We start from the raw sequence: 21679 nt of genomic DNA on the forward strand, positions 1-21679 counted from the left end.
TCTATTAGTAACCTTTTGTTCTTTATAAGAAAATAAAAAGCCGCTTCTATTGAGCGGCTTTTTGCTATCCATCGCAAATGATATGTGAATATATGGTACTAGTGTCACAAGTTTCTGTGCCACTAGAGACCACTCAACGGTTAATGTGTCACGGCTATATCACGTTGCGCCACACTTACCCCTTTAATTTGGGCAAACACACGTTGTCCAATTGTTAGGCTCAACTCATCCAGCGCCCATAAAGTGATGGTCGCCCACAAATAACACCCCGCTTCTAACTCAAGCTCTACAGCGACACTCTGCTTGTTGTGGCCATGCTGCTGTGTTTCTACTCTACGAATAACCGCGGGCAATATATTACGTATGGATGTACTTTGTGGTTGCTCTAATGACAACGATACATCATTGGCGCGAATCTGAAGCCTGACTGATGCGTCAATCGGATTATCAACTTGTTGAACCCAAAGTGACGTGGTTGCACCTAACGCAAGCTTAGACAGCGCATAGTCATCGTTATGTTCAACAATTTTCGCTTCAAACAGCGAGCTTTGCTCAGAGAATGATTGCCAAGGTCGCATTGCTCGTGACGCCCATACTTGTTCCGTTTGCCCTGAAGAGAGCACTTTCCCTTGGTCCAATATCACCAAATAGTTAGAGAGCCTTAGAATTTCATTGAGACTGTGCGTGACATAAACGATAGGGATTTTGACGCTCTCCGAGAGGTTTTCTAAAAAAGGCATCACTTCACGCTTACGTGGCAAATCTAACGAAGCTAATGGTTCATCCATTAATAAAATACTTGGCTTCGACAATAGCGCTCGACCGATTGCGACTCGCTGCTTCTCGCCTCCTGACAACTTAGCAGGATAACGATCCAGTAACGCACGTAGTGAAAGAAGATCGACAACTTGATCAAAATGTAACTGGTCAGGCGTTTTAACACCATATTTTAAGTTGCTCGACACTTTCATATGTGGAAACAGACGAGATTCTTGAAACACATAGCCCACTTTGCGCTGGTGGACCGGCAAGTTAATCCCTTTACTACTATCGAAGAGGGTTTTACCCGATACCTCAATCAGACCACTATCAGGGTTCTTAAGCCCACTTATGGCGTTAATCAAAGAGGTTTTACCTGCACCAGAGCGCCCAAATATCGCTGTAATACCTTGGCTAGGTAGAGTCAGATCAACATCAAACTCAGTTTCGCCAAGCTTTTGCTGATATTTCAGTATCAATTGACTCACTGGTTCCCCCCTAATTTATTGGCCGTCTTGCGATTTAACCACTCAGACAACATGAGAGAACCTAGAGCAATAGCGATAGAGATTGCACACAGGCGCGCCGCTTCCATTTCTGCCCCAGGGGTTTCGATAAATGTGTACATAGCTAAAGGGATCGTTTGGGTTTCACCAGGGATGTTAGATACGAAGCTAATTGTTGCGCCAAACTCACCTAAACTGCGAGCAAATGACAGCATGGTACCAGTGATAATGCCAGGAACCATAAGTGGAAGGGTTATGGTAAAAAAGACCTTGAGAGGTGAAGCACCCAGCGTTGCCGCCGCTTCTTCTAATTTGCTGTCGACATTCTCTAGACTTAAGCGAATAGATCGCACCATCAGCGGTAGCGCAACGACGATACAAGCAAGCGACGCGCCTTTCCAACTGAAACTAAACACCAATCCAAATACATCATTAAGCCAAGAACCAATCACACCTTGTCTGCCCATCATTACCAATAGGAGATAACCAATCACAACGGGTGGTAGTACTAAAGGGAGATGGACAAGACTTTCCAGTAAGCCTTTGCCTATAAACTGTTTCTTCGCGAGCAACCAAGCTAAGGCTATCCCAATTGGGACCAACCAAAGAATGGCAAAGCCCGCAACCTTAAGGCTTAACAGTAAAGCTTGATATTCGTAATCAGATAAATAAAACATTAATGCGTATTAAAACCATAGCGTTCGAGAACTGACTTAGAAAAGTCGCCTTGCATGAAGGTATAAAAAGCTTGTGTCGAGGCGTTGTCACTCATTTTTGCTACAGGGTAACGTATTGGTGAATGCGACGACTCGGGAAACGTGTCGATAATGGAAACGTCTTTAGATAGCATTGCATCGGTTTTATAGACGATGCCTAGTCTGGCTTCCTGTCTCTCGACCAACGCAAGTGCCATTCGTACGTTGTTGCTAGGAGCTAAGCGACGGCGCACGTCCTCCCATACCCCTAGCGTCTCTAAAGACTCTTTAGCATAGATGCCTGCAGGTACCGACATTGTGTTGCCAACCGCTAGACGTTCATTTACGAGCGCTTCCTGCCATACTTTTGCATCATCCAGTTTAAATGAAGCATAGTCCGTTTCATGTGAGTTAGGTTGAATCAAAACCAACTCATTTCCTGCCCAATTAGTGACATTGTCACTTGAAACGTGGCCTCTGTCGATTAAATGTGTCATCCATTTTTGGTTGGCCGCGATAAACACGTCTGCAGGCGCGCCTCTCTCGATCTGGCGAACCAATGACGATGTGCTCGCGTACACTGGCGTCACATCAATATCATTGTTCTTTTCAAACTCAGAAATCAGTTCATTGACCACATTGGTCATTGAAGATGCGGCATAAACCTTAATCGAATCTTGTGCCGATACCTGAAAAGCCAAAAAAGTTAATGCTAACGTCAGCAATCGTTTTTTCATCACTCTCTCTTTCACGTGATTATTCGTTCATTTTATTTTTGATAGTACTGAATTCAGGCCACAGTAAATCGAGCTTCATGTACTCTTCAATGGCATCAGCGATACGATCAATGCCTTCTTCTTTTAATGCATGGTGATCAATCGTTGCTACCGTACTTGCACCCGCCCACTCACAGATCGATGATAAAGCGTCACTATTATCAAACAAACCGTGAAGATAAGTACCGAAGATAGTGTTTTCACTATTTACTGCACCATCAATAGCGCCAGAGTCTAACTGTATAGGCACATCTTTTTCTTTGATTTGAGTCTTACCTACATGAATCTCATACCCTTTTACTACAGATGTGGAGCCGTTCAAGGTCAATCGTCCGCTCACATTGGTCAACGTCTTCTGCTGAGTCAAAACCGTTGTGGTATCCAGTAAGCCCAAACCTGTTGAAGAGCCTGGTTGACCTTCAACGCCGTCTGGATCATCAATAGACTGTCCAAGCATTTGATATCCGCCACAGATACCAACGACCTTGCCACCAAGACGCAAGTGACGCTGAAGGTCCTTATCCCAGCCCTGCTCTCGCATGTACTCGAGGTCGGCACGAACTGATTTTGTTCCGGGCAATATAATTAGGTCGGCTTTATCTAAGCGTTCACCCTTACCTACATAGCGCAAGTCGATGTCTGGGTTTAAACGCAAGGTATCAAAATCGGTATGATTACTAATTCTTGTAAATACTGGCACTACAACCTTTAACTTGGCATCACCATCCGACTCTTGCGCTGTTGTAATTGCGTCTTCAGCTTCTAAGTTAAAGCCATGTAGATACGGCAAAACGCCAATCACAGGTTTTCCTGTTTTCTCTTCTAACCAATCTAGTCCAGACTCGAGTAGCTTGATGTCACCACGAAATCGGTTGATCACAAATCCAACAACACGTTTTTGTTCAGATTCTGACAATAGTGCCAAGGTTCCGTACAGATGAGCAAATACACCACCTCGATCAATATCAGCAATAATAATGACAGGAACGTCCGCTTCTTCAGCAAAACCCATATTAGCGATGTCATTTTCACGCAGGTTGATTTCTGCCGGACTGCCCGCACCTTCAATCATCACACTCTCATAGTCTGACTGAAGTCGACCGAATGAATCGATCACCGTATTCATAGCGACTTTTTTGTAGTCGTGATAACCGGTGGCTTCCATGTTAGTCAATGCGCGCCCTTGGAGAATAACCTGTGCACCAGTATCGGAGTTAGGTTTAAGCAATACCGGATTCATGTGAACAGTAGGTTTAACATTACACGCTTGAGCTTGAACCGCTTGAGCTCGTCCAATCTCGCCACCATCTTCAGTTACTGCGCTATTGAGTGCCATATTTTGCGGTTTAAATGGCGCAACCTTAACGCCGCGTCGAGCCAATACGCGGCATAAACCTGCCACCAATACACTTTTACCGGCATCTGAAGTTGTACCCTGAACCATCAGGGCCTTAAGTGGTGTTAACATTGAAACTGATTTCCTTGATTCTTAGACGCAAAATAACCACGCTTTTATCTCTATAGTAGCGTTATTGATAATAAGATGCTCATGAAAATGAATGGAAAATGAATACGTTACTCACGCTGAATTCAAACCCAGTATTGTTTAATAGCCTCATCGAAACAAAACGTTTCAACCAAACATAACCAATGAGGTATTTATTATGAAAAAAGCAGTCCTAGCAATCGCAGCATCAGTTATTCTTACTCCAGCTATCGCTCTAGCAGATGGCCACAAAGACAACAACGGCGGTATCTCTTACACAGGTCCTGTTGAATCTACGACTATTGCAACACTGCTTGAAAATACAAGCATGTTCTCTGAACAAGAAGCGATTGTAGATGGCAAAATTGTTCGTCAAGTTCGTAACGACAAGTTCATCTTTTCAGACGGCCAAAGCGAAATTCAAATTGAGCTAGATGATGATATCAAGTTAGCTCAACCACTGACGGCTGAAACTCAAGTACGTATCTTTGGTGAGTATGAAGGTGGTAACACACCTGAGATCGAAGTTGACCATATCCAAATTCTATAATCTCGATCGACTCTAATTAAAATGGCCTGCATATTGCAGGCTTTTTTGTATATACTGCCCTAAATACAAAAAATTGGAGTCACCATGCAGGGTTACGCAAAAAAAACGCTACTTATCGGATTAACTTCGCTGTGTTCATTTGCCGCATCAGCGAACAATTTCAACTACAACACTTTTGAAATCCGTATGGGAGCAAGCCCAAGTACATTTGGTGGTGAGTTCACGACACTATTTACCCAAAATGCACACTTTATTGGTCGCGTAGATACTGGTTTCGAAAGTGACTGGGATGCGGCAGGCGGCATCGGCTTCAATGGCCCTATCGGTCAGTTTGCTGACATCTACGGTCAGATGCTGCTACACAACATTGAGCGCAATGACGACAACAGCTTTAAAACTGAAGTGAACGTCGGCGTGAAAGCTTGGCTAATGGCAAACATTGAAGTTAACGCTCGTCTTGGTCAACTGATCGACAATGATGCCACTAACTCTATTGTTGGCTTCGGTGCGCGTTTCCATTCCACTGACCAGCTATCTGTTGGTGTCGACATGCGTAACAACGGTACTTACGGCCATCAGGTATTAATGTCAGCGCGATTTGGTTTCTAATCACTGCCACACCGCACTATGTTTAACTCATTAATTTATTTAGATTTTTGTCACTAAGTTACGAGAAAAACATAGACGATATAAATATTTAACGCCCAATAGATAAAATTGCTTTACCGCAACATGGCGTACTGCTAATCTCTCACAAATTTTGCTGATAGATGGAGTACCGTAATGGGTGGTAACAGCATGTCGATAAAAAACAAACTGACTCTGATATTTGTTGTCATCATTTTTGCAATGACAATGATTCAAACATACGTCACAGGTAAACAACTGTTAAATGAGACGTACCGTTCAGTGCAACAATATTCGAATACACTAACGACTTCTAATGTATCGGGTATTGAGAAGTGGATTGAAGGCCGAATTAACGTAGTGAATGCTGCGAAAGACGCCTTCAAATACACAAGCTCACCAGAGAGCTACTTTACTCAAAGTACTAATGCTGGTCGTTTCCAAATCGCCTATGCAGGTCTTTCTGACGGCCGCTTTTTGCAAGGTGTTGATCTACCAGTTCCAGAAGGCTATGACCCACGCACTCGAGACTGGTATAAAACCCCTATGGCTCAAGGTCGCACTGTCGTGACAGAACCATACTTAGACGTTGCAACTAATGAATTGGTTGTGACAATCGCCTCTCCCTTTAATACCAATGGATACTCGGGCGTTATTGGCGCTGACTTAAACCTGACTGCGTTGGTCAACGACATTGTTAACGTTGAACAACCTGGTGTTTATGCATTCCTTGTAGATGGTTCAGGAAAAATTGTTGCTCATAAAGATCGTTCACTGACTCTAAAATCGGTCTCAAACATCTCTAACAACCTGTCTGCACAAAAGATCAAAGCGATCGCAAGTAGCCCTGAGTTTGAAGAACTGCTTATCGGCGGATCAGAATCTTTCCTTTCTGCACAAAAAGTTCCTCACACTGATTGGTATTTCACGATAGTGATTGATAAAACCAAATCTTTCGCATCTTACCGCTCACTACTACGCCAATCTGCAATCTTTGGCATGTTGCAATTGGTCGTGATCGCCTTCGTCGCAATGTTTGTGATTAAGAAAGCCCTAGCACCGCTAACCACCCTAAGTACAGCAATGGAAGCGCTGTCAAAAGGCAACGGTGACCTTACACAACGTATTTCTGTGAACAGTAAAGATGAGATTGGAACGCTGGCGCTACACGTTAATGCCTTTATTGCCAAGCTCCAAGAAATTGTTCGTGACATCGCCCATTCGTCTAGTCAACTTAATGAGCAATCTGAGGTAAGTACCAATGTTGCTCGCCAGACGAGCGACGGCTTAGCGGTTCAGCTTCATGAGATTTCACAAATCGCGACAGCCGTTCATGAGATGTCTGCAACAGCAGAAGAAGTGGCGAACAATGCTCAGATGACTGCAGATTCAGCAATCAGCTCAACGGAGAACTGCGAACAAGGTAAGCGCGTTATCATCCGCAACCAAGACTCAATCACGAGCTTGGCGGAGCAAGTGGAGAATGCATCAGGCATTATTCAGGAACTGGAGAAGAACGCGTTAGATATTAATGCGATTCTATCGACCATTTCAGACATTGCAGAACAAACTAACCTGCTCGCACTTAACGCGGCAATTGAAGCAGCTCGCGCTGGCGAACAAGGCCGTGGATTCGCCGTTGTTGCTGATGAGGTCCGTGTACTTTCTCAACGTACTCACAGTTCGACAGATGAGATCCGTGAAATGATCGAAACATTGCAGAAAAACAGTGTTTCTGCAGTTGAATCGATGGAACGCAGTCAGAACCTAGCACAATCGAGTGTCGATGATGCAAATAATGCGACAGAAGCGCTAGAGCAAATTGCTGCGTCAATCCAACAAATCTCGGATATGGCCTCTCACATATCGAATGCGGCCTCCGAACAACGCACAGTAACAGGCGAAGTGAGTAAGAATATCCAGCTGGTTAATGATGTATCTGACAAGATGTCGACGGAAGCGGATAATTCGCGTCATTTATCTGAAGAACTACGTGGCATCGCGCAGCAGTTAAATACTCAAGTCCAGCTATTTAAGTACTAATCTAAGTACTAGTTATTTAAGTGCTAACCTAAGTACAAACTGCTATAACGAAAAAATCCCGATAAGTTCGACACTTATCGGGATTTTTGTTTGTATCAATGTTTAGAAGAACTCGTTCAGGCTCAGCTATTATTTCACTTTAGCTTGAACGTATTTCTTGCTTACATCAACAACCGCAACATCTCTGAAGAAGCTACGGCCTAGCAATAATGGGTATTTTAGGTGCGTACGATCAGCTAATGTGAATTCCGTTTTATCTTTAAGATCACCAATTTGAATATTGGCAACGATCACAGCACGACGTTGTGTACCTTCCGCACTAGACTGCTTGATCTTAACCCAGCGCTCTACAGGCAGGCTCACTTCTTTGCTCTTGATGCCATCGTGTTCAATTTTGAACTTAACCCAGTCTTTTCCATCACGCTCGAATGGGACAATATCAATTGCGCTGATTGAAGAAGTTGTCGCGCCTGTATCAACACGTGCTCTAAATGACTCTTCTAACCCAGGAACGTATACCCACTCTTCTTCCCCAAGAATCAATTTACCATCAGCGGTTTTGATCATCTTTTCAGGTTCTTTAGGTGGTACTGGTTTCTTTTCTGGCTCGGCTGGCTTTACAACTTCTTCTGGCTCTTTTTCAGGTTCAGTTGCCGGCTCTTTAGAAGCCTCACCGTCTTTTTCATCCGCTTTGCTTGAATCGTCAACAACAGGTTGTTCGATTTGTGGTTTCTGCTCTGGCTCGACAGGAACTTGACTCGTCGTAGAACAAGCAACAAGGCCACCACTTAACATCAGGGTTATAATTGCTTTCCAATTGTACATTCAGTCACCATTTTATTTTGATACATTAGCGATTGCGTTAGCTACATAAGGAATATGAGACTCTGAAAGACCTGCAATGTTGATGCGACCATCACCAACACCATAAATGCCATACTCTTCACGTAGTTGATTCATTTGAGTTTCTTTAAAGCCTAGTACAGTAAACATACCTTTATGGCTTTCAATGAAGTCAAAGTGTGACGTGTTATGAGTATTTCGCAATTCATTGCATAATGTTTGGCGAAGATTTAACAAACGGCCTTGCATCTCACTCAATTCTTGTTTCCAAATACGTGTTAGCTCTTGATTTTGAAGAATAGTTTTAACTAATGCTGCACCGTGATCTGGCGGCATAGTGTAAGTAGAGCGAGCAAGAGTAAGAAGTTTACCTTTGGCATTACCAACATCTTGGCTATTTTTGCCGACAACAATCGCCGCGCCCGTTCTCTCACGGTACAAACCGAAGTTTTTCGAGCATGATGTTGTAATTAGCATCTCTTCAACATTGTCAGCCATGAATTGAAGACCTTTCGCATCTTCTTCAAGACCATCACCAAAACCTTGATAAGCGATATCAACAAATGGAAGGAAACCATTCTTCTGTGAAAGCGCTGTGATTTCTTGCCAAGCTGCAAAATCGATGTCTGCACCTGTTGGGTTATGACAACATCCATGTAGAAGGACGACATCATTAGGGCCCGCGTGCGACAGCTCTTCAAGCATTCTTGCTGTATCAACCTGTTTTGTCTCAGGACTAAAGTAAGAGTAGTGTTTAACTTTAAGTCCTGCCGCTTCCATCACTGGTTGATGGTTAACGTAACTTGGATTAGAGATCCAAACCGTAGTGTCTGGCTGTGCTACCTTCATCAGGTCGCCCAACATACGCAATGCACCACTCGCACCAGGTGTTTGAATTGCGGCTACGCGATCCATTGCTGACGTTCCTTTCAACAATAGGTCAATCATACTTTGATTAAACTCTTCGCAACCCGCTAGGCCAACGTAAGCTTTGGTTTTTTGATTTTCAACGACAATATCTTGGGCCATTGAAACCGCCTTCATAATCGGCGTTTCACCTTGGTTATTGCGGTAAACGCCAATACCTAGGTCGACTTTATTTGGGCGTTCATCGCCACGATAAGCCACAGAAAGAGAGAGAATAGGATCTAAAGTTGGTTTTGGTAGATGTGAAAACATGAAAGTCACAACCCTTTGAAATTCAAGTAATGAGTTTTACGTTAACATTATCATAGTCAAATCAGAAACATTTTTTATTAGAAGCGCTTAGTTAGCATAAGTAATCTGATAGTCGTCGATTTATCGCGCAGTTTAGATGTTCAAATAATGTGCATACTGTGCGGTTCGACTTCAAATGACTTCTTATCTATTGCGGTATATTTTGTTTAAACTGCCTTGGGGTCATTCCTGACCATGCCTTAAACCGAGTACTAAAGTTTGCCGCATTCGGATAGCCGACGATCTCGCCAATGTGCTGTATTGACCAGTCACTTGAGCGCAGCAACCGCGCCGCATATTCCATTCTCATGCGCATAAGGTGTGTCATAGGGCTGTGAGAGTAGTAACGCCGACACAACCTATGAAAGTGCGGTTCAGAGCATGGAAATAGGTTCGCCAAATCCTGAATGCTCCACTCTTTATGCAATTGCTTTTGCGCATTGTCGAAGACTCGCTTTAATCGGATTTCATTGCGAGATTGCGGTTGAGGAATGGGAGCGTTAATCAATGCTTCAATTTGCGCGACACTATGAATAGCGATCGCACCACCAAGATCAATCGGTAGTGAGATACTTCTCAGCAAGGTGTGTATACAAGAAGCAACAACCTCTGCCGCAGGCGTTAATGTATAAAGAATTTCATTGTCGATGTTTAACCACTGTTTATCTGGAGATAGGAAAATCCAAGCTATCTGCCAGGTTTCTTCCTCAATACCGAAACCATTTTCGATACCTGCAGGCACAGTGATGCATGAGCCTGGTTCGAGAATGTATCGACATGCGCCACTCTCTAACCACCCTTTACCGCGCACGGTAAATAACAGCATATGTTTCTGTTGGTTTTTGCGATAGACGGAAAAGAATTCGCGACAAGAAGCCGTGCCACACTGAACAATTCCAAGCTGCTCAAACGCTAATACATGGCTTTGGTCGACAAATTCTTGATGAGTACTCTCAGATATCTCATAACACTCTTGCTTTTCACTCATCGCTTACTATTCGCCGGTTGTTGCCACTTCCCTTCAATTACCAGTTCCCTTCAAATAATGAACTGACTCAATGCCATATGTTCAGTTTTATTGGAACCAAGCATTTGGAGAGTTTGGCAAAAGTTAATGATTCAACCGAAAAATACAGTGAAACCAAATACCGATAAACTTCTCGCATACAAACAACTTAGGAAATGCGATGCGTTCTACATATCGTCATTTAGACAAAGAGTTCTGGCAAAAACTGATCCAGATAGGATTACCGGTATCACTGCAGACTATGATGTTTTCCCTGCTTGGCGTGGTTGATATATTCATGGTCAATCAACTTGGCGATGCAGCAACGGCCGCGGTGGGTGTTGGAAACCGAATTTTTTTCTTCAACCTAATAATGGTTTCTGGAATTAGTGGTGCAGTAAGTGTGCTAGCTTCGCAATATTTTGGGGCGGGTGATTTTAATGGTATTCGCCGCACACTAGCTCAATCGTGGGCGCTGTCTGTTTTAGCCATTATTCCGTTCGTTGGTATCTATATCTTGGCTCCTGAATCTGTTGTGTCTGTTGTGGCCTCAGACCCAGATTACGTTCAATTGGCAACGGATTACCTTTGGATAACAGGAGCCAGCCTAATTGGTACTGCTGTCGTCGTGCCACTCGAAAGCGCGTTGCGATCGGTGGGTGAAGCCAAATTACCAACTAAGATCAGTATCTTGGCTATTTTGGTCAACGTTGTGCTTAATGCACTGCTTATTTTTGGTTTATTGGGTTTCCCAGAGCTTGGCGTCGTCGGCGCTGCCATCGGCACCACTGTATCTAGGTTTGTACAGACTATTGCTTTGCTCTTTATAGCTAAAAAACATTACGCAAATTTATTCCCAACCATAGATAATTGGCGCGACGCACTCCTTGCGAAACACAGGAAGAAATACCTGACTATCGCGATGCCGATGCTGATTCACGACACGGCTTGGGCTGGCGGGCTATTAATCTACAATGTCATCGTTGGTCAAATGGGCGTGGGTGAGCTAGCGATCATCTCTTTGCTATCCCCCGTAGAAAGCATTTTGATCTCAGCGTTTATGGGATTTGCTGTTGCAGCCTCTATCGTTCTGGGTAACGAAATAGGCGCTAAGAATTACCAAAGAGTCGAGAATACAGCTTGGGGTTATGTGTTAGTGAGTTGTGGGCTCGCAATGTTACTTGCACTGCTCTGTTTCATCGCAAAACCTATCATCGTCTACTTAGTCGATTTAACTCACTTGGAGCTAAAAGAAACCGCGGTAAATGTCACTTTGGTTATCGCTCTGGGTATGGTTCTAAGGGTATTCAATATGGTTGGGATTGGCGGCGTACTAAAAAGCGGCGGCGATATTAACTACAGCATTTTTATTGACCTGTTTGGCCAATGGGCGATTGGTATACCACTCGCCTACTACACTGCGCTTGTTTTAGGCTGGCCACTAGAATGGGTTATGTTGATCGTATTGGCTGAAGAGCTAATCAAAATTGCGCTAACAAGCCAAAGAATTAACTCGAAGAAATGGATTAATAATCTCATCGAAGAACAACCAAGCACGACCACGTAATTTGAGATGTGCTTTAGAACTCACACCTAAGGGCTTCATTTGCAGTTTAGGCTGCAGATAAGCCCTTCTTTCTTTAGTATGAGGAAGCAATTAGATATCTGTAAAACGATGGATGATTTGGTTAGAGCTACCGCGCCAATCTAAACTTGGGTCCGCCTTCTCTTGTTCGAAACGACCATCAATTAAAGTATCGATATAGTTCAACACCTCTTTCTGTTTCTCATCGAGTTCATCTAACTCATAGCCCGTCCACATCCAGATATCTTTACCTTGGCATTCGCTTTTTACGCGCTTTACCAACTTTAAGACATCCGCAACATTGGCTGGATGCAATGGGTCACCACCAGACAAAGACAAACCACGACGCTTGATCCTCTCATCATTCAGATCAGCAATAATGTGGTCTTCAAGCGCCTGTGTAAACAAGTGCCCAGAGTCCAATCGCTGCGTCGACTGATTGTAACAACCACGGCACTGATGAACACACCCAGAAACAAACAAGGTGCAGCGTGTGCCAGGGCCATTAACCACGTCGATTGGATGATATTGATGGTAATTCATAAAATTGTCGCTATTGAGGATAAGAGAGCTTGATTTAAACAACTAAACTCCCTCTTTCTGTGAGAGGGAGTTTATTGCTTAACAGATAAGAAAGAGCGTTGAGTTACAGGTGCTTAACGCGACGCTTTACTTCTTCCTGCTTGCCAAAGTTGAATGGACGCGCATCAGGGCTTCCTAAGTAACCACACACTCGGCGTGTTACTGACACTTTGGTTGAGTCGTGGTTGCCACATTTAGGACAAGTAAAGCCTTTACTTGTACAATCAAACTCACCGTTGTAACCACACTCGTAACACTCATCAATTGGAGTGTTAGTACCATAGTAAGGTACACGTGTGTAGCTGTAGTCCCAGACATTTTCGAGCGCTTCGATGTTCTTCTGCATGTTCGGGAATTCACCGTAACAGATAAAACCACCACTCGAGATCTCTGGGTAAGGCATCTCAAAATCGATTTTATCGTAAGGGTTAACCTTCTTCTGAACATCAAGGTGGAAACTGTTAGTGTAGTAACCGCGGTCGGTAACACCTTCAATCACACCAAACTCTTTGGTATCGATGCTACAGAAACGACTACATAGGTTTTCACTCGGTGTACCGTATAGACTAAACGCGTAACCTGTCTCTTTCGTCCAAGATTCCACTTCGCGCTTCATGTATTGAACGAGTTCAAGCGCCTTGTTACGCATTTCAGTATCATCGTATAGGTGCGTTTCTGTACCGAAAAGTGCAGTCATCGCTTCGTGAATACCGATGTAACCAAGAGAAACTGATGCACGACCGTTTTTGAAGATATCTGCAATAGAGTCATCTGCTTTTAGACGAACGCCACATGCGCCTTCCATGTACAGGATTGGTGCTACGCGAGCTTTCACGTTCTCAAGTCGGCTAATACGCGTCTCTAGCGCACGACGAGCCAGTTTCAGCTTTTCGTCCAGTAGCGCGTAGAACTTCGCCATATCACCTTTCGCGTTAATAGCAATACGCGGTAGGTTCAAACTCACCACACCAAGGTTGTTACGCCCTTCGTGGATAAGCTCGCCGTTCTCTTCGTAAGTATTTAAGAAGCTGCGACAGCCCATCGGTGTTTTGAATGAACCGGTAACCTCAACCACTTTGTCGTAGTTAAGAATGTCTGGATACATGCGCTTAGAAGCACACTCAAGTGCAAGCTGCTTAATGTCGTAGTTTGGATCGTCTGATTTGTGGTTCAGACCATCTTTGATTGCAAATACCAGTTTAGGGAATACTGCCGTCTTACGGTTCTTACCTAGACCTGCAATACGGTTTTTCAAAATCGATTGTTGGATCAATTTCGATCCCCAGCTTTCACCCAAGCCAAAACCAAAGGTTACGAACGGAGTTTGGCCGTTAGCGGTATGCAACGTATTTACTTCATACTCTAGCGATTGGAATGCGTCGTAACACTCTTTTTCTGTACGAGCGACAGCAAAGGCTTCTGGGTTATGAATATCCCACTCTTTAGCTAACTGTAGATGCTTTTCGTAACTCGCCATTACATACGGCTCTAGTACTTCGTCAATGCGATTAATCGTTGTACCGCCGTAAATGTGGCTCGCGACTTGTGCAATGATCTGTGCTGTTACCGCTGTTGCTGTCGAGATAGATTTAGGTGTATCAATCTCCGCATTGCCCATTTTGAAGCCGTGCGTCAACATACCTTTAAGATCGATCAGCATGCAGTTAAACATTGGGAAAAATGGTGCGTAATCTAGATCGTGGTAGTGAATATCACCGCTTTCGTGCGCTTGAACGATGTCACGTGGCAAAATGTGTGTTTTCGCATAGTGTTTAGCCACGATACCAGCAAGAAGATCGCGCTGAGTCGGGATCACTTTACCGTCTTTATTCGCGTTTTCGTTGATAAGATCAACGTTGCTCTCTTCGATAAGACCTTCAATTTCACGCGTTAGGGCACTCTGCTTTTCACGTGCGATATCGCGATCATGGCGGTATTCAATGTATGCACGTGCAAGAGACTTGTACGGCCCCTGCATTAGCTCATTTTCAACCATGGTCTGAATCTCGGAGATATGAACTTCATCGTACTCTTCGAGCTTTAACTCAACGGCTAATGCCACATTCAATGCGTAAATGGCAATTTCCTTATCGGATTTTTCTGATGCTGCTTCCACTGCAGCTTGGATACGATCTCTGCTGAATGGAGCTCTTGAGCCATCACGCTTGATTACGATTGATTTCACCACTTCTCCTTACTCTCTAGGTATTCACAGACTTATCCACAAACACACTATATAGAGCGATTTATCGTTTAACTAACACTAGATATTGTGGCGTATTTAACGAGAACCACCAAACGCGAGTATTGATTTGGATCAATAAAAGCAGAGTGCTGACTAAGATCAATTCAATCTTATGACGTTATCTCTCAAGTCGAAAAGAAACAATGTAACAAATAAAAAAAGCCTAAAAACCCTTGAATTTTTGCCAAGTGTTGTAGGATAACGGCTCAGGGAAAATCAACATAAAATTCAGAGAAAAACACCGTGAATAGACTTCAAAAGTGGCTTATCACCAGTTGCTTGTTTAGTGGCTCCGTTTTAAGTGCACCTCTAAGCATATCAAGTTGGAATATTGAATGGTTATCAACCAATGAGGCTGTGAATAAAATGAGCGTCCTGCGTGATGAACAAGATTTTGATCAACTTGCTCACCACTTTGAACAACTCAATAGCGACATTATGGCATTTCAAGAGGTCGATGATATCGATGCGATTAGACGAGTCGTAGGTCCCGACTATCGTATTGTCATGTCAGATCGAGCATCGAGTCGATATAAAGCGAATCAATTCCAAGGTGTAAACCAATACACAGGCTTTGTAGTCCGACAAAATGTCGAAGTTATTAATAAACCCGACATCAAGTTAGAGACACGCTCTGGTAGCAAACTGAGGTTTGCAAGCTACATTGTTGCAGAGTACCAAGATAAACCCGTTCACCTACTCTCTGTTCACTTAAAAGCCGGGTGCAGCGGTGCCTACAAGCGCAACAACAATTGTGACCGACTTAAGCAACAAGCCAAGTTATTAAACGACTGGATAGTAGAGCGAGAAGAGAAACAACAAGCCTATGCGGTATTGGGAGACTTCAATCATAATCTATCTTACCGTGGTGATTGGCTTTGGAGTGTACTGAGTGATAACAACCAAGCTCAGTTAGCAACACGCTCGACGCCTGCTGAGTGTAAAGTGCGTTCAAATCGAAACAAGAACAAAACCCACCAATTCCGTTCGTTGATTGATCACATCATTGTTAGTGGCGATCTCAACACCTCTTCAACAAAGCAGTACGTATTCCCATCACAAGACGTTCTTAAGTACTTCTTAAGTGACCACTGCCCTGTATCGACACGTTTAACTCACTAATGCATTCGACCGATACAAAAACGCCCGTATAGAGACTATCGATACGGGCGTTTTATTGCTTTTAAGCTGTCCAAAATAGAAATTACAGCCGCTTAAATACGCTGGCCTACATTTCTCGCAATCATCAGCACTTCATCGGCTGAATACAGATTAGAGATGGTTGTCTCTACCTCTGCACCAAGAGTCGACTTATACAGTTGCTGTGCGAAATTATCCGCTCTGGTGGTGACGAGTACGTGTTTAAGCGTTGAGCCTTGCTCTGCTAAAACCTCTTTAACTACTTTTAAAGAGTCAAGAATCAGTGTTCTACCAAGCCCTTTTCCTTGCTGCTCACTAGAAACAGCCAACTGTTCAAGCTCTAAGACAGCTTCTGGACGAAAGCCACTCTTTTGTGCCCAGACAATGTAGCCATGAACTTCACCATCAAGCTCTAATACAAAATTGATGAATCGAGGCGATGCCATCAAGTTACACTGTAACCACTCTTTAGACTTAGTCTGACGTACAAACGCTTGTTGGTGCACTCTAGCCGCACCATCGAGGTCTGCACTTTGCATGAGCCTTACATTCATTAGATTACGCCTGTGCGTTAGGGCGCGTTTTACAGTGTAAAATTGCGTTTTCTAATAACTCCAGAGCAGACTTATCACTTTCAGGCAGGCAAGCATCTGATGTCGCAAGAGGCTCTACGCGATCACCCCATGTTATGTGTCCTGCACCCCAAGTTAAACCAGCACCAAATGCAGCCACAAGTATGTTCGCACCCGGTTTAACCGCACCTTGCTCAAGGGCTTCACACATTGCAATTGGAACCGTAGCAGCAGAAGTATTGCCGTAGTTTTGAATATTGACGAACGCCTTCTCGCGCTCAATACCCGCCATATCACACAATGTTTGAATGATTCGAATGTTCGCTTGGTGTGGAATGACCACATCAATGTTGTCTGTTGAGATGCCCGTGCGGCTCAGAACCGTATGAGCGGCGGCACCCATCCCCTTAACAGCACGCTTAAAGATCTCTTTGCCAACAAAATCAAAGTCCCAGTAACCGTTGTCTGCAGCGAAACGATCCATTGAAGTACCGAACTTAGGTACAGCAAGAATGTCGCGCCCTTCAGCGTCACAGCCGATTTGAGCTTGTTGTAGACCAACTGGTTTTTCAGTGCGTGACAAAACAGCTGCACCTGCACCATCACCAAACAGAACTGCGGTGTCTCGCTTAGTCCAGTCGATAAAGAATGAAAGTCGTTCTGCGCCAATTACAATCGCGTTTCGGTAATTGCCCGCTTGAATTAAGCGAGTTGCGGTTTCTAAACCATAGATAAAACCAGTACACGCTGCGTTCAAATCAAATGCTGCGGCACTTTTAATGCCTAGATTTTGTTGAACCTTAGAAGCGGTATTTGGGATAAGAGAGTCTGGAGAGCAAGTTGCGACAATAACAATGTCGATATCTTCTGCTGTTAGGCCAGCACACGCCATCGCATGTTGAGCGGCAACAGTCGCTAAATCCGATGTATTTACATGGCTGATTCTTCTGTTTTCAATCCCTGTTCTTGTACGAATCCACTCGTCAGACGTATCGATAAAAGTACTGAGGTCATCATTGGAGAGCGTCGCTGGCGGTAGACACTTTCCCCACCCGGTAATTTCAGCGTAAAACTTTGTCATCATTTACCTATTTATTGTTTGTTTTTATTTGAGTATCGTAGTGTTGTTTCAAACAGTATAAGCACACAGTGGCTAGTTCGTAAATCGTGTTAGGCAAAGTGGAGCAATAAAAAGAGAAAGTTATGTCTACATTCAATACTCGTTGTCCTGCTTGTCAGGGTGTTAACCGTGTCCCTTCTGAGCGTGTTTCAGAAAGCCCGACTTGTGGTAAATGTAAAAGCCCATTATTAGATGGCGCGCCAGTGGAAGGGACAAGCGTGAACTTCTCAACGCTACTTAATAGTGATCAACCTGTCGTGGTCGACTTTTGGGCGACGTGGTGTAACCCATGTGTCGGATTTGCGCCGGTATTTAGTGATGTTGCCGCTGAACGAAACGGCAATGTGCGTTTTGTGAAAATCAACACCGAAGAGCAACAACAGCTTGCGGCTCAATTTGCGATCCGCAGCATTCCAACCATCATGGTATTCAAGCAAGGTAAAGTGGTCGATACGATCAACGGTGCTCTACCGAAAGGTCAATTTGATCAGTGGCTTAATCAAGCTCTAACCAAATAAACACTAAGAGTCAGAACAGCCTCCACTGTTCTGACTCTTTTGCTTCTACTCTCTGTTCTATGCCCTATTCCCCATCCATTCTTTTAGCTAACGAGTATTCATCTAAAACGATTTTTAATATAGAGATATAACAATCGTTAAGTTGCCGTTTGGCTCTCTTATGCAGTCGACACAGCCTCAGCTCGCTCATCAGAATCTTGGGCACATAAACCATGATCCTTTTTGATCCGCTCTGAGATCTTCTCCGCAATCATAATGGTTGGTGCATTCGTGTTAGCCCCGACGAGTGTGGGCATAATTGAAGCGTCAACTACTCTTAAGCGCTCCAAACCATAGACTTTTAGATTCTCATCCACAACAGCATTTGAATCAGAAGCTATGCCCATTTTGCATGTGCCTACTGGATGATATTGAGTGTCTGCGCGATTTCTAATGTCCTGCTCTATCGCTTTGTCATCTGTCTCATCCACGGGATAGAAGTTTGCCCCACGAACATCATCAAATGCTGCGCTTTCCATCATTTGATGTTGTTTCTTCCATCCTTTGATCATCACTTTCATATCATCAGGATGACTAAAGAATGCTGGGTCTATCTCTGGTGGATCGTAAGGGTTAGCACTTTTCAATGTAACTGAGCCCCGAGTCTTAGGTCTTAACAAGGTTACATGTGAGCTAAAACCATGACTCATATGAATTTTTCTTGCGTGATCGTCAACAACCGCCACTACAAACACAAATTCTAAATCAGGAACCGTCACGTCATCGTCTGAACAGAAAAAGCCAATACCTTCGGCGAAGTTGCTGGTCATCTTGCCAGTTCGCTGTTTCAGCCATAAGGGCAGCGCTTTGGTCATCTCTGCGCTCATCTGAAGTGATACACCAAAAGTTTCATGTTTGTCGCTGCACTTATAGCTATGAATAAGGTCAATGTGATCTTGTAAGTTTTGCCCAACGCCCACCAATTCATGCACAACAGGCAAGCCGTGCTTTATTAGTTCTTCACGTGAGCCAACGCCTGACAGCATAAGAATCTGCGGCGAGCCAAACGCACCAGCCGATAGGATCACCTCTTTGCGAGCACCAATCTGAAATGCATGTCCTTTCGACCCATATTCAATGCCTACTGCTGTTTTTCCTTCAAACAGTATTTTATGAACGGTCGCATTCGTAACCACAGTTAGGTTGGGTCTGGCTAAGTTGGGCGTTAAGTATGCTTTTGCGGCACTACAACGCTCACCATTGAGTTGCGTTACTTGTGTCGCCATCGCACCCAACTGTTCTGCCCCGTTAATATCAGGATTGCGTGGTACGCCGATGGATTCACAAGCGTCTAAATAACGCTCAATCATACGGCTCGGACTACGGAGGTTCGCTACGTTTAATGGTCCTCCTTGCCCATGGTAGTCGTCTTTATGCTGTTCGTTATTCTCAGCTTTCTTAAAGTACGGGAGGCATTCTTTATAGCTCCAACCTGAATTGCCCATTTCTTGCCATAAGTCATAATCATATTTATGACCTCGTGCATACATCATGGCATTGATCGAGCTTGAGCCACCTAAGGTTTTTCCACGAGGTTGATAACCTTTACGCCCATTCAAGCCTTGTTGCGGCACTGTTTCAAAACCCCAGTTATGGATTTTTGTCGGCATAATAGCGGCAACGCCAACCGGAGTATGAATTAATGGGCTATTATCTTTTCCACCAGCCTCTAACAGGCACACTTCAACATTGGGATCTTCAGAGAGACGTGATGCTAAGACACAGCCTGCAGAGCCGCCACCGACGATAACAAAATCATACTGCGTCATGTATGAACTCCTTCCCTTGAGTTGGGCTCAATTCGCGTTTGAGAATCTTACCCGTTGCAGTCATTGGTAATGCTGTACGTATGTACACATGGCGTGGATACTTATAATCAGCAAGCTGGCTACGACACCAAGCTTGAATCTCTTTGGCATTAACGGAGGCTAGCTCTCGAACCACCACATGCGCATGGACCTCTTCTCCAAGCTTATCATCTGGTGACCCGACGACGGCTGCCATCTCTACATCTGGGTGACAGATCAGCACTTCTTCAATCTCCCGTGGGTAAACGTTGTAGCCACCACGTATGATCATGTCTTTCACACGATCAATAATAAACAGGTTGCCGTGATCATCCAGCTTGCCAATATCACCTGTCAAAAACCACCCATCACGAATACTCTCTTGCGTTTCCTGTGGCCTCTTGTAATAGCCCTTTATAACACTTGGGCTTTTAATGCAAATCTCACCCAACTCACCAGTAGCAACTCTGTTTCCTTCAATATCCGTTATCTTAATGAGGTGACCACACAAGGGTTGTCCGACACTACCCGCTACTCTATCGCCATCTATGTGATTAAAGGTCGCAACAGGTGCAGTTTCTGATAATCCGTAGCCTTCTAAAATGGGTAATTCAAACTGTTTTTCAAATTGGCGAATGATCTCAATGGGCATTGATGCGCCACCAGAGACACCAAGCCTTAGGCTATGTTTGACTTTATCGGATCGCTCCTGGCACGCCTGTCCTGCTTTAAGGATAGCCATATACATGGTTGGCACACCTGCAAAGATACTCACTTTATGATCAATGATCTGTTCAATGACATCGGAAGGGTCAAAACGTTGAATCAACACAATCGTTGCACCCGTTAAAATGCTCGCATTCATCATCACGGTCTGTCCAAAACTATGAAACAGCGGCAGTGTTGCAAGCGTAGTGTCGCTGTATTCCAATCTCATTAGGTACTGTGAAGACATCGCATTAGTCTGCATATTGGTGTGCGACAGTTCTGCTCCTTTCGGTTGACCCGTTGTTCCAGAGGTATAAAGAATTACCGCCGTATCGTCGCCAGCGTGCACCTGTGTCTCTTCGATACACGCATTAACATCGTTATCTAACCACTGTTGGAAAAGTGTGTCAGCCCCTGAAGCGATGTCGTTCATCAGTACAAAATGTTCACATCCCTCAACTCGGTCAAAACCCGCCCTACCGAATTCAGCGATAGGGAGAGTTTGGTCGCCTTTATGGCATAGAAATACCTTGGCATCCGAGTCTTTGAGATGGTACTCAACTTCACGAGCCTTAAATAAGATATTAAGAGGAACGACAACACCACCAGCTTTGAGAATACCGTAGTAAGCAATGACAAATTCCGCAGTGTTTGGACAAGACAACGCCACTTTATCGCCGTGAGTTATTCCAATCTGCTTTAAGTTGAATGCGATTCTGCCCGCCATCCTATTAAGCTCTTGATAACTCATTTGTTTGTCTTGCCATCGTAGGGCTGGCTTGGTTGGAAATATCGTTGCGCTTCGCTCTAGATTTACCGCTAAGTTGTGCATCATGCTCTCCTTGTTTTAGGTGACAATGTAACTATTTAAGCT

19 protein-coding genes are annotated in these 21679 nt (G+C 44.1%); 6 read left to right on the top strand and 13 right to left on the bottom strand.

Annotation, left to right across the window (positions count from 1 at the left end; translation table 11 throughout):
• Positions 1-140: 140 nt before the first annotated feature.
• The 4 genes from modC to OCV50_RS19635 are packed head-to-tail and all read right to left on the bottom strand — an operon-like array spanning position 141 to position 4204.
• Entirely contained in the window at positions 141-1247 is a 1107-nt protein-coding gene (gene modC, locus OCV50_RS19620) for a molybdenum ABC transporter ATP-binding protein ModC (RefSeq protein WP_261904341.1), read from the bottom strand.
• Entirely contained in the window at positions 1244-1942 is a 699-nt protein-coding gene (gene modB / locus OCV50_RS19625; RefSeq protein ID WP_261904342.1) for a molybdate ABC transporter permease subunit, read from the bottom strand. The genes modC and modB overlap by 4 nt, the downstream gene beginning before the upstream one ends.
• Positions 1942-2697, bottom strand: a complete 756-nt coding sequence (gene modA / locus OCV50_RS19630; RefSeq protein ID WP_261904343.1) for a molybdate ABC transporter substrate-binding protein — start codon at positions 2695-2697, stop codon at positions 1942-1944. Before modA ends, modB begins: the two co-directional genes overlap by 1 nt.
• A gap of 19 nt (positions 2698-2716) precedes the next feature.
• The gene (locus OCV50_RS19635; protein WP_261904344.1) at positions 2717-4204 is read right to left on the bottom strand and encodes a cobyric acid synthase; all 1488 of its coding nucleotides are present in this window, start codon (positions 4202-4204) and stop codon (positions 2717-2719) included.
• A 196-nt stretch (positions 4205-4400) separates the two neighbouring features.
• Between OCV50_RS19635 and OCV50_RS19640 the strand changes: the two genes are divergently transcribed.
• From OCV50_RS19640 to OCV50_RS19650, 3 genes are all read left to right on the top strand, one after another.
• Positions 4401-4772 (top strand): YgiW/YdeI family stress tolerance OB fold protein, encoded by a 372-nt coding sequence (locus OCV50_RS19640; RefSeq protein WP_239840028.1) that lies wholly within the window; start codon positions 4401-4403, stop codon positions 4770-4772.
• Positions 4773-4856: 84 nt separating this feature from the next.
• On the top strand, positions 4857-5381 hold the full coding sequence (locus OCV50_RS19645) for a hypothetical protein (RefSeq protein WP_261904345.1): 525 nt from the start codon (positions 4857-4859) through the stop codon (positions 5379-5381).
• A gap of 174 nt (positions 5382-5555) precedes the next feature.
• Positions 5556-7442: a methyl-accepting chemotaxis protein gene (locus OCV50_RS19650; RefSeq protein ID WP_261904346.1), complete on the top strand. Its 1887-nt coding sequence runs from the start codon at positions 5556-5558 to the stop codon at positions 7440-7442.
• A 129-nt stretch (positions 7443-7571) separates the two neighbouring features.
• Here OCV50_RS19650 and OCV50_RS19655 read toward each other — a convergent pair whose 3' ends face one another.
• From OCV50_RS19655 to OCV50_RS19665, 3 genes are all read right to left on the bottom strand, one after another.
• Complete coding sequence (locus tag OCV50_RS19655; protein ID WP_239840031.1) at positions 7572-8267, bottom strand: ATP-dependent zinc protease family protein; 696 nt, start codon at positions 8265-8267, stop codon at positions 7572-7574.
• A 12-nt stretch (positions 8268-8279) separates the two neighbouring features.
• Positions 8280-9464 carry an amino acid aminotransferase gene (locus OCV50_RS19660; RefSeq protein ID WP_239840032.1) on the bottom strand — a complete coding sequence of 395 codons (1185 nt, stop codon included), beginning with the start codon at positions 9462-9464 and terminating at the stop codon, positions 8280-8282.
• 187 nt (positions 9465-9651) lie between these two features.
• Positions 9652-10491 (bottom strand): AraC family transcriptional regulator, encoded by an 840-nt coding sequence (locus tag OCV50_RS19665; RefSeq protein WP_261904347.1) that lies wholly within the window; start codon positions 10489-10491, stop codon positions 9652-9654.
• A 199-nt stretch (positions 10492-10690) separates the two neighbouring features.
• Between OCV50_RS19665 and OCV50_RS19670 the strand changes: the two genes are divergently transcribed.
• Positions 10691-12076 (top strand): MATE family efflux transporter, encoded by a 1386-nt coding sequence (locus OCV50_RS19670; protein ID WP_261904348.1) that lies wholly within the window; start codon positions 10691-10693, stop codon positions 12074-12076.
• A 90-nt stretch (positions 12077-12166) separates the two neighbouring features.
• On the opposite strand, the gene nrdG is transcribed toward OCV50_RS19670, so the two are convergent.
• Together nrdG and nrdD are read right to left on the bottom strand one after the other, a co-directional pair.
• A complete protein-coding gene (gene nrdG, locus OCV50_RS19675) occupies positions 12167-12637 on the bottom strand; it encodes an anaerobic ribonucleoside-triphosphate reductase-activating protein (RefSeq protein WP_261904349.1) in 471 nt (156 codons plus the stop codon).
• 103 nt (positions 12638-12740) lie between these two features.
• A complete protein-coding gene (gene nrdD, locus OCV50_RS19680) occupies positions 12741-14861 on the bottom strand; it encodes an anaerobic ribonucleoside-triphosphate reductase (RefSeq protein ID WP_239840035.1) in 2121 nt (706 codons plus the stop codon).
• A gap of 303 nt (positions 14862-15164) precedes the next feature.
• On the opposite strand from nrdD, the gene OCV50_RS19685 reads away from it, so the two are divergent.
• A complete protein-coding gene (locus OCV50_RS19685) occupies positions 15165-16043 on the top strand; it encodes an endonuclease/exonuclease/phosphatase family protein (RefSeq protein ID WP_239840036.1) in 879 nt (292 codons plus the stop codon).
• 92 nt (positions 16044-16135) lie between these two features.
• Here OCV50_RS19685 and OCV50_RS19690 read toward each other — a convergent pair whose 3' ends face one another.
• The gene (locus OCV50_RS19690; RefSeq protein WP_261905240.1) at positions 16136-16600 is read right to left on the bottom strand and encodes a GNAT family N-acetyltransferase; all 465 of its coding nucleotides are present in this window, start codon (positions 16598-16600) and stop codon (positions 16136-16138) included.
• Between the two features lie 19 nt (positions 16601-16619).
• Complete coding sequence (locus OCV50_RS19695) at positions 16620-17714, bottom strand: ketoacyl-ACP synthase III (protein WP_239840037.1); 1095 nt, start codon at positions 17712-17714, stop codon at positions 16620-16622.
• Between the two features lie 122 nt (positions 17715-17836).
• Here OCV50_RS19695 and trxC point away from each other — a divergent pair, with 122 nt between their 5' ends.
• Positions 17837-18271 (top strand): thioredoxin TrxC, encoded by a 435-nt coding sequence (gene trxC, locus OCV50_RS19700; protein ID WP_261904350.1) that lies wholly within the window; start codon positions 17837-17839, stop codon positions 18269-18271.
• A gap of 158 nt (positions 18272-18429) precedes the next feature.
• Here trxC and OCV50_RS19705 read toward each other — a convergent pair whose 3' ends face one another.
• Together OCV50_RS19705 and OCV50_RS19710 are read right to left on the bottom strand one after the other, a co-directional pair.
• Positions 18430-20079 (bottom strand): GMC family oxidoreductase, encoded by a 1650-nt coding sequence (locus OCV50_RS19705; RefSeq protein ID WP_261904351.1) that lies wholly within the window; start codon positions 20077-20079, stop codon positions 18430-18432.
• Entirely contained in the window at positions 20066-21637 is a 1572-nt protein-coding gene (locus OCV50_RS19710; RefSeq protein ID WP_261905241.1) for a long-chain-fatty-acid--CoA ligase, read from the bottom strand. The genes OCV50_RS19705 and OCV50_RS19710 overlap by 14 nt, the downstream gene beginning before the upstream one ends.
• Between the last annotated feature and the right edge of the window lie 42 nt (positions 21638-21679).

Source organism: Vibrio fortis (assembly GCF_024347475.1).
Classification (GTDB): domain Bacteria; phylum Pseudomonadota; class Gammaproteobacteria; order Enterobacterales; family Vibrionaceae; genus Vibrio; species Vibrio fortis.

Coding starts and splice junctions, on each gene's coding strand:
- modB (WP_261904342.1), bottom strand. CDS start 1,942: ATGTTTTATTTATCTGATTACGAATATCAAGCTTTACTGTTAAGCCTT.
- modA (WP_261904343.1), bottom strand. CDS start 2,697: ATGAAAAAACGATTGCTGACGTTAGCATTAACTTTTTTGGCTTTTCAG.
- OCV50_RS19635 (WP_261904344.1), bottom strand. CDS start 4,204: ATGTTAACACCACTTAAGGCCCTGATGGTTCAGGGTACAACTTCAGAT.
- OCV50_RS19640 (WP_239840028.1), top strand. CDS start 4,401: ATGAAAAAAGCAGTCCTAGCAATCGCAGCATCAGTTATTCTTACTCCA.
- OCV50_RS19645 (WP_261904345.1), top strand. CDS start 4,857: ATGCAGGGTTACGCAAAAAAAACGCTACTTATCGGATTAACTTCGCTG.
- OCV50_RS19650 (WP_261904346.1), top strand. CDS start 5,556: ATGGGTGGTAACAGCATGTCGATAAAAAACAAACTGACTCTGATATTT.
- OCV50_RS19655 (WP_239840031.1), bottom strand. CDS start 8,267: ATGTACAATTGGAAAGCAATTATAACCCTGATGTTAAGTGGTGGCCTT.
- OCV50_RS19660 (WP_239840032.1), bottom strand. CDS start 9,464: ATGTTTTCACATCTACCAAAACCAACTTTAGATCCTATTCTCTCTCTT.
- OCV50_RS19665 (WP_261904347.1), bottom strand. CDS start 10,491: ATGAGTGAAAAGCAAGAGTGTTATGAGATATCTGAGAGTACTCATCAA.
- OCV50_RS19670 (WP_261904348.1), top strand. CDS start 10,691: ATGCGTTCTACATATCGTCATTTAGACAAAGAGTTCTGGCAAAAACTG.
- nrdG (WP_261904349.1), bottom strand. CDS start 12,637: ATGAATTACCATCAATATCATCCAATCGACGTGGTTAATGGCCCTGGC.
- OCV50_RS19690 (WP_261905240.1), bottom strand. CDS start 16,600: ATGCAAAGTGCAGACCTCGATGGTGCGGCTAGAGTGCACCAACAAGCG.
- OCV50_RS19695 (WP_239840037.1), bottom strand. CDS start 17,714: ATGACAAAGTTTTACGCTGAAATTACCGGGTGGGGAAAGTGTCTACCG.
- trxC (WP_261904350.1), top strand. CDS start 17,837: ATGTCTACATTCAATACTCGTTGTCCTGCTTGTCAGGGTGTTAACCGT.
- OCV50_RS19705 (WP_261904351.1), bottom strand. CDS start 20,079: ATGACGCAGTATGATTTTGTTATCGTCGGTGGCGGCTCTGCAGGCTGT.
- OCV50_RS19710 (WP_261905241.1), bottom strand. CDS start 21,637: ATGCACAACTTAGCGGTAAATCTAGAGCGAAGCGCAACGATATTTCCA.